General features: G+C 66.3%; 11 protein-coding genes and 1 pseudogene. 6 read left to right on the top strand and 6 right to left on the bottom strand.

Annotation, left to right across the window (positions count from 1 at the left end):
- Positions 1-34 precede the first annotated feature (34 nt).
- The 3 genes from topA to GBRO_RS02810 form a co-directional block, all read right to left on the bottom strand.
- Positions 35-3,130, bottom strand: coding sequence for a type I DNA topoisomerase (gene topA / locus GBRO_RS02820; protein ID WP_012832491.1), 3,096 nt, complete (start codon positions 3,128-3,130; stop codon positions 35-37).
- A 238-nt stretch (positions 3,131-3,368) separates the two neighbouring features.
- A complete protein-coding gene (locus GBRO_RS02815) occupies positions 3,369-3,950 on the bottom strand; it encodes a hypothetical protein (protein WP_041919693.1) in 582 nt (193 codons plus the stop codon).
- A gap of 122 nt (positions 3,951-4,072) precedes the next feature.
- Positions 4,073-4,276, bottom strand: a complete 204-nt coding sequence (locus tag GBRO_RS02810) for a cold-shock protein (RefSeq protein ID WP_004022110.1) — start codon at positions 4,274-4,276, stop codon at positions 4,073-4,075.
- A gap of 340 nt (positions 4,277-4,616) precedes the next feature.
- Here GBRO_RS02810 and GBRO_RS02805 point away from each other — a divergent pair, with 340 nt between their 5' ends.
- Positions 4,617-6,944 (top strand): DEAD/DEAH box helicase, encoded by a 2,328-nt coding sequence (locus GBRO_RS02805; RefSeq protein ID WP_012832489.1) that lies wholly within the window; start codon positions 4,617-4,619, stop codon positions 6,942-6,944.
- Entirely contained in the window at positions 6,937-7,494 is a 558-nt protein-coding gene (locus GBRO_RS02800) for a hypothetical protein (protein ID WP_012832488.1), read from the top strand. Before GBRO_RS02805 ends, GBRO_RS02800 begins: the two co-directional genes overlap by 8 nt.
- 9 nt (positions 7,495-7,503) lie before the next feature.
- Here GBRO_RS02800 and GBRO_RS02795 read toward each other — a convergent pair whose 3' ends face one another.
- The 3 genes and pseudogenes from GBRO_RS02795 to GBRO_RS25070 form a co-directional block, all read right to left on the bottom strand.
- Complete coding sequence (locus GBRO_RS02795; protein ID WP_012832487.1) at positions 7,504-7,875, bottom strand: Rv3654c family TadE-like protein; 372 nt, start codon at positions 7,873-7,875, stop codon at positions 7,504-7,506.
- Positions 7,872-8,216, bottom strand: a complete 345-nt coding sequence (locus GBRO_RS02790; protein ID WP_012832486.1) for a TadE family type IV pilus minor pilin — start codon at positions 8,214-8,216, stop codon at positions 7,872-7,874. Before GBRO_RS02790 ends, GBRO_RS02795 begins: the two co-directional genes overlap by 4 nt.
- 56 nt (positions 8,217-8,272) lie before the next feature.
- Positions 8,273-8,401 (bottom strand): annotated as a pseudogene (locus GBRO_RS25070) (DUF4244 domain-containing protein); the annotation flags it as partial.
- 38 nt (positions 8,402-8,439) lie between these two features.
- On the opposite strand from GBRO_RS25070, the gene GBRO_RS02785 reads away from it, so the two are divergent.
- The 4 genes from GBRO_RS02785 to GBRO_RS02770 all read left to right on the top strand — a co-directional run bounded on the left by GBRO_RS02785 (position 8,440) and on the right by GBRO_RS02770 (position 14,406).
- On the top strand, positions 8,440-10,173 hold the full coding sequence (locus tag GBRO_RS02785; RefSeq protein ID WP_012832485.1) for a recombinase family protein: 1,734 nt from the start codon (positions 8,440-8,442) through the stop codon (positions 10,171-10,173).
- Positions 10,174-11,297: 1,124 nt separating this feature from the next.
- Positions 11,298-11,693 carry a helix-turn-helix domain-containing protein gene (locus tag GBRO_RS02780; RefSeq protein WP_147290620.1) on the top strand — a complete coding sequence of 132 codons (396 nt, stop codon included), beginning with the start codon at positions 11,298-11,300 and terminating at the stop codon, positions 11,691-11,693.
- Entirely contained in the window at positions 11,581-12,087 is a 507-nt protein-coding gene (locus GBRO_RS27455) for a helix-turn-helix domain-containing protein (RefSeq protein ID WP_324608858.1), read from the top strand. The genes GBRO_RS02780 and GBRO_RS27455 overlap by 113 nt, the downstream gene beginning before the upstream one ends.
- A gap of 99 nt (positions 12,088-12,186) precedes the next feature.
- Positions 12,187-14,406 carry a DNA primase family protein gene (locus GBRO_RS02770; RefSeq protein ID WP_012832482.1) on the top strand — a complete coding sequence of 740 codons (2,220 nt, stop codon included), beginning with the start codon at positions 12,187-12,189 and terminating at the stop codon, positions 14,404-14,406.

The following is a 14,406-nucleotide window of genomic DNA, read 5'->3' as shown; positions in this document are numbered from 1 at the left end:
TGCCTCAATTCGCCGGTATCCGACGATCGACGCACTACTCGCCGGTGTCGGTGGTCTTCTTCGCGGTGGTCTTCTTCGCGGCGGTCTTCTTCGCTGTCGTCTTCTTCGCTGTCGTCTTCTTCGCTGTCGTCTTCTTCGCGGCGGTCTTCTTGGCAGCAGTCTTCTTCGCGGCAGTCTTCTTCGCAGCCGTCGCCTTCTTGGCCGGGGCCTTCTTGGCGCGCTTGGTGGCCGGACCGCGGGCCCGGCGATCGGCGAGCAGCTCCATCGCCCGCTCAGGGGTGATGGTGGCCACCTCGTCGCCCTTGCGCAGGCTGGCGTTGGTCTCGCCGTCGGTGACGTACGGGCCGAAGCGGCCGTCCTTGATCACCATCGGCTTCCCGCTCACCGAATCCTCCTTGCCCAGGTCGCGCAGCGGCGGCGCAGCGGCCTGACGACCGCGGCGTTTGGGCTCGGAATAGATCTTCAGCGCCTCGTCGAGGGTGATCGAGAAGAGCTGCTCCTCGCTGGTCAGCGACCGCGAGTCGGTCCCCTTCTTCAGATACGGACCGTACCGGCCGTTCTGTGCGGTGATCTCGTCACCCGACTCCGGGTCGACGCCGACGACGCGGGGCAGCGACAGCAACTTCAGTGCGTCGTCGAGGGTGACGGTGGAGATGTCCATCGTCTTGAACAGCGAACCGGTCCGCGGCTTCGGCCCTGCCTTCTTGGCCGCCTTCTTCGCGGTGGTCTTCTTGGCGGCAGCCTTGGCCGCGGTCTTGGTGGCCGTTCCGCCACCCGACGGCGTGTCCAGCGGGACCACCTCGGCGTCGGAGCCCTGACCACCCGTGCCACCACCATCGCGCGGCGTCGGACCGGCCGGCACGGTTGCGGGGCTGTTGCCATCGTCATCGTCGTCGTCCGACGGCAGGATCTCGGTGACGTACGGACCGAAGCGGCCCTCCTTGGCGACGATCTCGTGCCCGGTCACCGGGTCGACGCCCAGCGAGCGTCCCTCCTGCGGCGTCGAGAACAGCTTTTCGGCGAGGGCGAGGGTCAGTTCGTCCGGGGTGATGTCGGCGGGCAGGTTGGCTCGCTGCAGATCCGGCTCGGCGTCCGGCGAGGCTGCTGAGGCGGCAGACAGATTGCGTTCCAGGTACGGGCCGAACCGTCCGACACGCACGTACACCGGCCGGCCCTGCTCGTCGTCGAAGAGCCGGATGGAGTTGACCTCGCGGGCGTCGATCTCCTCGAGATTGACGCCCACGAGCTTCTTCAGGCCACCGTGCTTGGCGATCTCCGAACCGGCTATTTCAGCGTCGTGCTCCGCGTTGGGTGCCGCGTCGCCGAAGTAGAACTCGGTCAGCCAGCGTGTCCGGTTCTCGCGGCCGCTGGCGATCTCGTCGAGGTCGTCCTCGAGGGATGCGGTGAAGTCGTAGTCCACCAGGCCCTGGAAGTACGCCTCGAGCAGCCCGACGACCGCGAACGCGATCCACGACGGCACCAGGGCGTTGCCCTTCTTGACGACGTAACCGCGGTCCTGGATGGTCCCGATGATCGACGCGTACGTCGACGGCCGGCCGATGCCGAGTTCTTCGAGCACCTTGACCAGCGACGCCTCGGTGAACCGGGCGGGCGGGTTGGTGGAGTGCCCGTCGGCCGAGAGCTCGGTGGCCCGCAGCGCCTGCCCCTCGCGCAGCTGCGGCAGACGGTTCTCGGCGTCGTCGGCCTGACCACCGGCGAGATCGTCGACGGTCTCCACGTAGGCCGACAGGAAGCCGGGGAAGGTGATGGTACGGCCCGACGCGGCGAACACACAGGTCTCGCCGGTGGACGCGGTGCCGGTCATCCGCAGGCTCAGGGTGGTGCCCTTGGCGTCAGCCATCTGGGAGGCGACGGTGCGCTGCCAGATCAGCTCGTAGAGACGGAACTCGTCGGCTTCGAGCTGCCCCGCCACCTGACCGGGCGTCCGGAACGACTCGCCGGCCGGGCGGATCGCCTCGTGTGCCTCCTGCGCGTTCTTCACCTTGCGGGTGTGCTGGCGCGGGGTCGGGTGAACGTAGTTGTCGCCGTACAGCTCTCGTGCCTGCGCGCGTGCCGCGTTGATCGCCGACTCGCTCAGCGTCGTCGAGTCGGTACGCATGTAGGTGATGAAACCGTTCTCGTACAGGCGCTGCGCGATGCGCATAGTGCGGTCGGAGGAGAACCGCAGCTTGCGGCCGGCCTCCTGCTGCAGCGTCGAGGTCATGAACGGCGCGTACGGGCGACGGGTGTAGGGCTTCTCCTCCACCGAGCTGACGGTGATGTCGGCGCCGTCGAGGGCGTCGGCCAGTGCCCGGGCACGTGTCTCGTCGAGCACCACCACACCGTCGGCACGCTTGAGCGCACCCCGCGAGTCGAAGTCGCGTCCGGTCGCGACCCGGGCGTCGTCGACGCCCACCAACCGCGCGTTGAAGGTCTGCGGGCTGGCGTCCTTGCCCGCATCCATGTTGGCGTCGATGTCCCAGTACTCGGCGGACACGAACGCCATCCGCTCACGTTCGCGCTCGACGATGATGCGGGTGGCCACCGACTGCACGCGGCCCGCCGACAGCTTCGGCATGACCTTCTTCCACAGCACCGGCGACACCTCGTAGCCGTATAGGCGGTCGAGGATGCGGCGGGTCTCCTGGGCGTCGACGAGGTCGATGTCGAGGTCGCGGGGGTTCTCGGCGGCGGCGCGGATGGCGGGTTCGGTGATCTCGTGGAACACCATCCGCTTGACCGGGATCTTGGGCTTGAGCGTCTCAAGCAGATGCCAGGCGATCGCCTCACCCTCGCGGTCACCGTCGGTGGCGAGGTAGAGCTCGTCGACGTCCCGCATCAGCGACTTCAGCTCGGTGACCGTGGACTTCTTGTCCGGCGAGACCACATAGAGCGGCTCGAAGTTCTCGTCGACGTTCACGCCGAGACGCGCCCACGGCTGGCCCTTGTACTTGGCCGGCACATCGGCGGCGCCGCGCGGCAGGTCACGGATGTGTCCGCGAGACGACTCCACGACGTAGTTCGACCCGAGGTAGCCGGCGATCTTGCGGGCCTTGGTCGGGGACTCGACGATCACGAGTCGTCGGAGCGTGCGCCCATTCGTGGGGGTTGCGGTGCTGGTATCGGCCACCGGCGATCCTTCGCGTTGAACTCGGAGTGTGAACGAGCGTGGTCTCGTGCCTGCTTCGGCAGGATGTGCATCGAGCAAGCCTGTTCGACTGGTTTGTACCTTATGTATAGCGTCATTTGCACATCTGAATTCCGCCCGGCACCCCCGGGTGTGACCGAGAACGCGTCGTCGACCCGCATTCGTCGCTGGTCAGCGCCCTCCGGTGGGACCAAATCCCCATTCTGTCGGTGACCGGCGATCACATCGCCGTCGGCCAGTCGGCGGTCGCGGCCGCCGAGGGCGGGTCGCCGATGTACTCGACGAGGCGGGTCAGCCGACGACGGCCCGCGACGCGCAGGGCGGGTGGGTGTCCGCTGCGCGCTCCGACCAGTGTGGGTGCGATACCCACCCGCATCAATGCGGTGGCAAGCGGGCTGTGGGTGTCGGGGGCATACGGGTCGAGTCCGAGCAGGTACCGGTCGCCTTCGGGGCGGCCGGCGGCCAGTACCCACAGCCGCAGGACCCGTGGGGTCGGGGTCCACCCGGCCGGCACGGCCTTGACCGCTCCCGACGTCCAGGCGCGGTGCAGGGCGTCGAGTTCGGGACAGGCCGCGGTCCGCGCCAGCGGGGTGCCCTCGTCGGAGGTGGCGGACTCGGCGGTGAGGCCGGCGGCGGTCATCTCTTCGACGATGTGCTCGGCGCGCCACCGTGCGGGCACGACGATCGAGACCCGCGTACCGGAATCGGAGCGCGCCGATTGCCCGTGCGCGGCCAGCAGTCCCGCGAGGTCGTCGTATGCGGGCTGCTCGGTTTCCGCCGAGTAGAACGACAACTGGCCCACGTGATCGACATTACCCATGCCCCTCCCTTCGGTGAGACGCAAACGCTCCAGACACGAACCCACCCCCGGCCAGACGACCGGGGGCGGGTGAAGCTGCGTGTCACGCAGTGTGCGGGTGCGTCCTAGACGGCGCGAACACCGGTGGCCTGCGGGCCCTTGGTGCCCTGGCCAACTTCGAACTCGACCCGCTGGTTCTCTTCGAGAGTGCGGAAACCGGATCCCTGGATCTCGGAGTAGTGGACGAACACGTCGTCGGACCCCTCATCAGGTGCGATGAAGCCGAAGCCCTTTTCCGCGTTGAACCACTTCACAGTTCCCTGTGCCATTACTGCAATCCTTTACATCCTCATGTCGCGACACGATGGTCACCGTGCCGTGGCCGGTCTGACCGCCATACCTCAAAGAGCCCCGCGAAGATCAGAACTGATCCGCCAAACTAACCTCAGTACCACGGCTGCAACTCGATCCCGCGGACACCACCCCTCGGTGATGGGCGAAAGCTTGCGGCCGCACCTAGTCAATCATGTTCGGTCGCGCCGCGATAGTCGCACCAACCAACGAGAGCGAAAACCTGGCAGATTTCAGCAAAACGACATCGCGAAGTAACATCGGCGCCCGGTGGGCGGCACTCGGACGTGCTGCCGACGTAGAAAATTCACATCATCAATGCATAACTCGACCTACGGCACCGAGCTCCTGCGCCGCAGCCTCGCCGGCAGCGACTCCGAGAGTTCACCGATCACCCACATCGAAGTAATACCCTCAGCCCCACCGTCTTTCGACGACTGGCCGGAATGGCTGCCGCCTGCGCTGATCGACGCCTTCGGCGCCGACGGGATCCAGCGGCCGTGGACACACCAGGTGAGTGCGGCGTGTGCTGCCCGACGCGGCGAGCATGTCGTGATATGCACCGGTACAGCATCTGGCAAATCGTTGGCGTACCAGATGCCAATACTCACCGAGTTGCTCACCGACCCACATTCCACCGCCCTATACCTCTCCCCCACAAAGGCATTGGGTGCTGATCAGATCAGGTCGGTGTCCGCTCTCATTGCCGGTCGCGAAGAGTATTCCCATTTGCAACCATGTGCGTACGACGGAGACACCGACCCGGAAATACGTCAATGGGCTCGCGCCCACTCGCGATGGATCTTCACCAATCCGGACATGCTCCATATCGGCATCCTCAGTGGGCATGCCCGCTGGCGCCAGTTCTTTCGGCATCTGCGCTACATCGTGATCGACGAATGTCACCACTACCGTGGCGTCTTCGGCGCCCACACCTCGCTGGTGATGCGGCGTCTGCTGCGGATCGCGCGGGCCGCGGGTGCCGAGGTCACCGTGATCGCGGCCAGCGCAACGGTGGCCGATCCGGCAGAGTCGTTGAGCCGCTTGATAGGCGAGCCCGCGGTCGCGGTGACCCAGGACGGATCCCCACGCGGCGAACGGACCGTCGCGTTGTGGGAACCGGACTTCCTGCCGGCGGTGACCGGGGAGAACGGAGCCCCGGTCCGACGCTCCGCCGGCTCCGAATCCGCGCGTCTGCTGGCCGATTTCGTGGTGGAGGGCGCCCGGACACTGTGTTTCGCGCGCAGCCGGCGCGGCGTCGAACTCACCGCGCTCGGCGCTGCGCGGCTGCTGGCCGAAAGCGCCCCGCAACTCGTCGACCGGGTGGCCGCCTACCGCGCCGGGTATCTCGCCGAGGATCGACGGCGGCTCGAGCAGGCGATCAACGACGGGTCGCTGGTGGGGGTCGCGACCACCAACGCACTCGAATTGGGTGTCGACATCAGTGGTTTGGACGCGGTGATCGTCAGCGGCTACCCGGGGACGGTCGCGTCGTTCTGGCAGCAGGCCGGCCGCGCCGGGCGCCAGCGGGAATCGGGCGATTCGCTGGTGGTGCTGGTGGCGCGCGACGATCCGCTCGACACGTACCTGGTACACCATCCCGCCGCCCTGCTGGGTAAACCGGTGGAGGCGACCGTCTTCGACCCGGGCAACCCGTATGTCCTGGGTCCGCATCTACTGTGCGCGGCCGCCGAGATACCACTGTCGGACAAGGAGATCGACGCCTGGGGCGCGAGCGAGGTCGCCGCGGAACTCGCGGCCGACGGTCTGCTGCGCCGACGCAAGGCCGGCTGGTATGTGACGCCGGGCGTGGAACCGCACGCCGACATCGACATTCGCGGCGGCATCGGTGGCCAGGTACTGATCGTGGACACCACCACCTCCCAGTTGCTGGGCACCGTCGACTCCGGGCGCGCTCCCGGCACCGTCCATCCGGGTGCGGTGCACATTCATCAGGGACGTACCTACCTGATCGACGAGCTCGACCTCGACGACGGGCTGGCCCTGGCGCATCCCGAGGAACCCGACTGGACCACATCGGCCCGTGACATCACCGACGTCTCGATCATCCGCGTCATCGAGAGCGAGGTGTACGGCCCGCTGACCGTGGCACTCGTGGAGGTGGATGTGACCCATCAGGTCGTCGGCTATCTGCGCACGCTCTACTCCGGCGAGGTCCTCGACGCCGTCGAACTCGACATGCCACGCCAGACGCTGCATACCCGGGCCGTCATGTACACCCTCACCCCGGAGTCGCTGGAGTCCGCCGGTATCGACGCCACCCGACTGCCCGGATCGTTGCACGCGGCCGAACACGCCGCGATCGGGTTGCTGCCGCTCGTGGCTACCTGTGATCGCGCCGATATCGGTGGCCTGTCGACCGATCTGCATCCCGACACCGGATTGCCGACGGTGTTCGTCTACGACGGCTACCTCGGTGGCGCCGGCTTCGCCGACCGCGGGTATGGCGCGTTCGCGACGTGGATCGAGGCCACCCGCGCCGCGGTCGCCGGATGCGAGTGCGATTCGGGGTGCCCGTCGTGCGTGCAGAGCCCGAAATGCGGGAACGGGAACGAGCCGCTCGACAAATCCGGTGCGGTAGCCGTCCTGGAGTTGCTCGGTCGGCAATACTTGACACATGTATGACGATGCGTCAAACCGGGGGATCGACGCGCCTCGCCTGATCACCCGCCAGTCGCAGGTGTACTTCCTGCTGGCGCGGCCCATCGAGGACACCGACAGCCTGCCCTCTTCCATCGGTGAGAGCGACGTGTTCTTCTCCGAGGCGGAGGCACTCGACGCCCTCGATGTGCACTACGCGTGGTGCGCCGCCCGTTCCGGCGGGTTCACCCGCGTGGTGACCACCGCCCAGTGGTATCTGCAGAGCGCGCTGGTGGGGCCGCGGATCGCACCCGCGCTCGGCGAGGTCTACCTCGCCGCGACCGACAACCACTCCGGGGAGACCTGGGCCGCGGCCGGCGGCTTCCTCACCGAGGGTGAGCTCATCCACTGGTCGGCATTCGTGCGGGCGGTGCGTCCGTGGATTCCCACGCCGGGCACCGCGGAGATCTTCGAACTCGCCTACCGCGGCGACACCGCCGTGCACTTCCACCAGATCTGGTTCGCGCCACTGAAATCGGTGCGGGTGTATCCCAAGGAGATCGTCGTCGACAGCGGCGACGACACCGAGGACTGACCGGTGATCTCATCCGACCGGACCCGCCCGGGCCTGCGCCGACGCCGCCCGCACCCCGAATAGACCCAGGTCGATCGGAATGGTCGTCCGCACGATCACGTCGTCGCCGTCGATGCGGCAGTCGGTCAGCTGTGCCGGCGGACGCTGCGCCGACGCCAGCTCCCGCGCCGCCACGCAGGGCTCCTGCTGCGCCTCGGCGTGGGCGACGGTCGCCGCCAGCGCCGACAGATCCGCCGCCGACTGCGCGCGATGCCTGGCCACGACCGCGGCACCGATGTAGAGCACCAGCACGGTGACGGCCGCGAGTGCGGCAATCACAAAGGCGCCCAACACCGTTGCGACGCCACGCTCGTCGGAGACCAGCGATCCGGTTGCCCTCACGGCGTCACACCCGGTGCGAAGTCCACCTGGTCCTCACCCCGCGGCTCCTTCACGGCCACCGCCGTCGCCGATACCGTCAGCCCGGGCAGGAACAGCACATGCGAGCTGACGACCACCGAAACCCGTTCGTGCTCTTCGGCAATCGCGATGGTCACATCGTCGCCGACCATCCGCTGCCCGGCGTCGCGCGCACCACCGTCACCTGCCGCGGTCAGCCGCGCCACCTCACGCGCGGCGTCGGTACAGCGGATCTGCGCGATCATCGCGCTGACCCCGCCGACGGCGATGAGAACGGTCACCACGATTGCGGCGATCGCATACGCCGCCTCCACAGTGACCATCCCCCGCTCGTCGGAGGCGATGCGGCGCAACCGCTTCCAGATGCACTCCGGCGAGCTCACCCGACCGAGGTGTTGAGCGCCTTACCGATGATGCCGGTGAGCGCGCTGACAATGTTGTCGCCGGTGACGACCGTGTAGAGGATGGCGCCGAAGGCCGCGGCCGCGATGGTGCCGATCGCGTACTCAGTAAGTCGTTATTCATGCCCTTGTAGGATGATCCAACATGGGGAAATCGAGGCCGAGGGCGCTGATCGTCGTCCGACTGTCGCGGGTCACCGACGCGACCACATCGCCGGAGCGCCAACTGGAGGCGTGTCGCGAGTTGTGCGATCAGCGCGGATACGAGGTTGTAGGCGTCGCCGAAGACCTCGATGTAAGTGCCGGTGCGACAACGCCTTTCGATCGGCCGCAGCTCGGTCCTTGGCTGGCCAACAGACACAACGAGATCGACGTGATCGTCATGTATCGCATGGACCGGCTTGTCAGGCGGCTCCTTGACCTCGCCGACGTGATCCGTTGGGGACAGGAGCGCGACGTCGCGATCGTGAGCGCGACCGAGGCGTTTCTGGACCTGACCGCGCCGTTCGGTGACATCATCGCGATGCTCGTCGCCAAAACGGCGGAGATGGAGCTGGCGGCGATCAGCGCCCGTAACGCCTCGGCGTCGACGCACAACATCAGGTCGGGCAAGTGGCGCGGCGGGGTGCCGCCGTGGGGGTACGTGCCCGAGCGCGGCGACGACAAAGTGTGGCGGCTCGTTCAAGATCCGCAGCAGGTCGAGGTCATCCAGGAGGTCGCCGAGCGCGTCCTGGCTGGCGAGCGGCTGCGGCCGATTGCCGCGGACCTGACCAAGCGCGGGGTACTGACGCCAAAAGACCGATTCGCCCAGGTCAAGGGACGGGAGGTCAAGGGCTACGCGTGGTCGAGCCAGAGGATGAAAGAGAGCTTGCTGTCGCGAACGCTGTTGGGTCAGATCGTCACCCGCGACCCCGTGCTCGACGCGAAGGGGGAGATTCAGCGTGACGCCAAGGGACAGCGGATCTTAGGTCCTGAGTTCGTCGTCACCGACGAGACGGGGGCTCCGGTGGTGCGGGCCGAGCCGATCCTGACCCGAGCGGTTTTCGACCGTCTCGGCGCGGCGCTGCGGTCGCGCGAGGTCGATCGCACCGCGACGGTGACGTCGGGATTGCTCTTACAGGTCCTGTTTTGCGGCGAGTGTGGCAGACCCGCATACCGGCTCACGGGCGGACCGGGCCGCAAGCCGCGGTATCGCTGCGCGTTCGCCCAAGACCGTTCGGGTGCGGCCGGGGCGCTCGGTCCGTGCGACAACAGGAGCGTGCCGCTCGACTGGGCCGACCACGAGGTCGAGGCGCACGTCCTGGAGCGGCTGGGCTCGATGGAGCGGATGACGCGAGTCTGGTTCAGCGGCAACGATTCGCGCAGCGAGCTGGCTGAGGTCGACGAGCTGCTCGGCGACCTCACCGACCAACTCGGCACGGGGGCGTTCAGGCGCGGCACGCCGCAGCGTGAACGGCTGGATGGCCGCATCCGAGCGCTGACGGAACGGCAGGAGGAGTTGCGCGTCCGGCCCGTCGAAGCGCCGTCGTGGCGGTACGAGGGCACCGGTGAGACCGTGCGGGCGTGGTGGGAAAGATCGGACTCGGCGACGCGGACGGCTTGGTTGCGGGAGCACGGGATACGAGCGACGTGGTTGTCGAGCACCGAGGGCGGTCGGACGAAGATCGATTCTTTCGAGATCGACATGGGCGCGCCGAATTTGGAGTCGGGGGCACTGCCGGGGTGGGTGGCATCGGCGGCGGAACTAAAAGCGCGGGGCGGCTGGGCATGGTCCGTCGATGATCCGGTTTTGAAGCGGGCGGAGGAGTCGCTGCCGGATGTACTCGCTCAGATCCATTGGACGCAGGGAGATCCTGACGAGGGCGATTCGGTGGAGTAAGACGACGGCCACCTCAACCGCCGCTCTCATCTCTTCCCGTGTCGGCCACCTCAACCGCCGCTCTCATCTCTTCCCGTGTCGGCCACCTCAACCGCCGCTCTCATCTCTTCCCGTGTCGGCCACCTCAACCGCCGCTCTCATCTCTTCCCGTGTCGGCCACCTCAACCGCCGCTCTCATCTCTTCCCGTGTCGGCCACCTCAACCGCCGCTCTCATCTCTTCCCGTGTCGGCCACCTCAACCGCCGCTCTCATCTCTTCCCGTGTCGGCCACCTCAACCGCCGCTCTCATCTCTTCCCGTGTCGGCCACCTCAACCGCCGCTCTCATCTCTTCCCGTGTCGGCCACCTCAACCGCCGCTCTCATCTCTTCCCGTGTCGGCCACCTCAACCGCCGCTCTCATCTCTTCCCGTGTCGGCCACCTCAACCGCCGCTCTCATCTCCTTCTGTACCGCTTTTTCTCGTGTACCGTTTTTCTAAGCTCAAAGTAGGTACAAGTAATTAAGCATCGTCGCAGGTCAGCCGCCTAGCGACATCGTGTACCGGATCTTGGAAATCCGCGGTACAGGTGCAATTCCATCGTTTCCGCAGGTCACAGGGTTGTGGTGGCGATTTGCACCGCGGATTGCGACATCGTCGACAACTTCTATGGCCAACATCGTGAATCCGCCTCGAGCCAGTCGGAGGCGTAGGACTTTTTGAAATGGGGGCATCTTTCGGGACAACAGGACACACCCTGTCTGACCTGCGACGATGCCGTGAATTGTGCACCGCGGACTGATTCGCGAAGACGGTGCAAAAACGGTACATGGCGGATAATCGGACATTTAGGACAGTCTGTCGCGGATCGGAATACCGGTCTGCAATGGTGTGTTTTGGGTGGTGCCGGTTGTTCTGGTGCGGTATCGTTGTTGCCGACTTACCAATGCACCACGCCGGGTGCGGGGTGGGATTCCCCCCGGCTGTAACGTTTATTCCCGCCGATCCGGCACAGCAGGCCGTCAGCTGCGTATGCCGGGGGATCGACTGACGACGAGGCCCGCGCGGGCCATAACCGCGCTAGCAGGGATCTACCCCGGCAGGGGCCCTGCGAAATGTGCAGGGTGCCCAACTCCGAGGAGTGGGCCTTGCCTGCCGTTTTTGAATCCATCGCCATCACCGCCGACCCCGGCTACCGTCCCGTCGCCCATTACATAGCTCTGCCTGGTGCGCCGTGCAGGGCTACAGTGCTGCGCGCGATCAGGTCCGGCCGTCTACCCGCCGTCTTCGTCAGCACGGGGTGGCGCGTCACCGAGGCCGACTGGGCCGCCTGGATGGCCGGGCGCTGCCGACCCTCGATCCCGCCAACGGTGCCGAGCGAGGTGGATGCCGCCGTCGCCGCGCTGGTGGCCGCCGCACCGCCGCTGACCGATGCGCAGATCGGCGTTGTCGCGCGAGCGGTCGGCGACGGACTCCGGGCTACTCACCGACGTGATTATGACCAGGATCACACTGGTGTTTCTGCGCGCGCGTCGGAGGCCTGAAGTGAATTCATATGAAGAAAGTCCCATTTTCTGCGACCTGGGTAAATGTGAAAGTCGAGTTCTTTGTGACGGGTCGGAAATCGATGCCCTGACGAGGACAGAATCGGCCACTGCCTGCGGCGATGCCGTGGACAAGGGTGTTTCTGTGGGTAGATTTGGGGTCAGGAATTCGACGAATGGAAGCGGGGCGACAATGGCGAAAACGGCGGGATACTTGACAGTTTCGGAATACGCCGCCTTGATGCGGATCTCGAAATGGGCCGTCTACGACCGGATTCGGGCTGGGCTCATCCCGGGCGTCCACCAGATCGCAAAGGGTGCGACCTATCGGATTCCGCGCGCGGCCGTCCCGGCCGAAGCCGGGGCCGATTCGCCTGCCGCGCCGGCCGCATAAGAAAGCAGAAACGCCGCCCGAAGGGGGCGGCGTCTCCGAAAACCAAGCGCTTCACGTTTTTGACGGACCTGACGCGCTCTGACCAGAAAGTCACGATCAGTGTATAACAATGAAAGCAACGGCGTCGATTTCGACGCCGTTGATCTCGATTCAATTTCTGCTCCGGACCTCCCCGACGACGTCGTCGAGGCTGTTCCGGGCGGGCCGACAGATCCCGAGGAAGCGCTGCTACGGCGCGTCGCGGATGTCAAAGAGTCCCTCCGGGGGTCGGCCAGCACCGCTCCCGGGCGTAACCGCGACGGCATCCCCTATGCCACCCCGACCGCCATCCTCGCGGCCACGGTCACCGATGATTACCTCTCGCCCGACAACCTGCCGACGCTGCGCCACATGGTCTCCGGCGGCACCAAGGGCACCCCCGCCCAGCGCGCCGAATGCGCCAAGCAGGGCACCCGCGATGTGGCCCAGGATCTCGTCGGCCGCATCAACGACCGCATCGCGTATGAGAACGCCCTGATCAAGGGCTCTGAGGACAATCCGCCGGCGCTGATCGGTACCAAGCGCAACATGCTCACGCAGCTCGGTTTCGCCGAGGTCGCCCGCCTGATGGGCGCTCTCTACTCGGTCGTGTCGATCACGCCCTCGACCTCCAACACCGATCCCGACCTCAACATCCTGGCCGCCTACGACGACGACCCCACCAGCGAGCACTTCGGCACCTACCGCTCCGAGGTCGGCCACCTGCGCAAGATCGCGCGCCGTTACCAGCCGAACATGTCGGTCAAGGAGTTCTCCGACGTGCTCGCCGCGATGGGTGATTTCGCGCCCACCGTCACCCGCGGCGGCGACCGCGACCTGATCGCTTGCCGCAACGGCGTGGTCGACTACAACGGCGGCTCGCCGGTGTTCCACGAATTTGATCCGAAGTACGTCTTCCTGGCCAAGCTCGACGTCGACTGGAACCCCGATGCGCAGAACCCCGTCTTCGACACCCCCGACGGCGACCAGTGGGACGTCGAGAGCTGGATGGCCAGCCTGTCCGACGATCCCGAGGTCGTCGACCTGCTGTGGAAGGGCATCGGCGCCATCGCGCGGCCCTACAACAGCTGGAACAAAGCCATGTTCTTCTATTCGCGCAAGGGCAACAACGGCAAGGGCACGCTGTTGTCGCTCATGCGCAACATGCTCGGGGTGGGCAACTACGCCTCCATCCCGCTGGCCGACTTCGGCAAGGACTTTCTGCTGGAGCCGCTGACCAGGGCCAATGCCATCCTCGTCGACGAGAACGACGTGGGCACCTTCGTGGAGAAGGCCGCCAACTTCAAGGCGGTGATCACCAACGACGTGATCACCATCAACCGCAAGTACAAGGCGCCGATCGCCCACCAGCACTTCGGCTTCATGGTGCAGTGCCTCAACGACGAGCCCGTCTTCAAGGACAAGTCGGAGTCGATCTACCGCCGGCAGATCTTCGTGCCCTTCGAGAAGTGCTTCACCGGCGCCGAGCGCAAATACATCAAGGACGACTACCTCCGCCGGCCCGAGGTGCTCGAGTACGTGCTCCGCCGGGTGCTCACCATGGACTACTACGAGCTGCCCGAGCCCGCCGCCGTGCAGGCCGCGCTCAACCAGTTCCGCGAGTCCAACGACCCCGTGCGCGCGTTCTGGAACGAGAACCAGATGCTCTTCCAGTGGGATCTGCTGCCGTTCCCGTTCCTGCACGAGTTCTACGTGGCCTGGATGGGCCGCTACATGCCCAACTCCAAGCCGATCGGCAAGAACAAGTTCATCTCCGAGCTGGTCCAGCTCGTCGACGCCGATCCCACCTCGCAGTGGTACTGCGACGACCACACCGCCCAGCATCGTCCGGCCCGGCGCATGGTCGACCCCGAGCCGCTGATCGTCGAGTACTCCCTGGTCAACTGGGGCGACACCTCGACCAAGCCCGGCGACAAGAACTACCGGACCCGCCGGGCCACCATCCCCGGCGACATGCTCAAGGCCAACTACCGCGGCCTGTTGCGCCGCGACGACGTCGACGTGGTCAACGTAGGGTTCGCCGATCCATTAGCCGACACCGACGGCCCTGTCGACCCTCCGGTCGATCAGGCATCGATGGGCCCGGCGGTGGTCGGCGGCCTGGTGGCCACGGGAGAGCGGCCGACGCCCGCACCGCCGGCCAAGCCCACGACGCCGAGGTCGAAACCCAAGCGGGTGAAGCGGCCCACGCCGCCCGTACCGGCCGAACCCGGGTGCAATCCGTTCGCCCCCGGCTACACGTTCATCAACAATCCGTACGCACCGGACGCAGGAGAGTGA

The sequence above is a fragment of the Gordonia bronchialis DSM 43247 genome (genome assembly GCF_000024785.1).
GTDB lineage: Bacteria > Actinomycetota > Actinomycetes > Mycobacteriales > Mycobacteriaceae > Gordonia > Gordonia bronchialis.
Note: the sequence above shows the minus strand (reverse complement) of the source record. Positions and strands in the feature narration are given on the sequence as shown.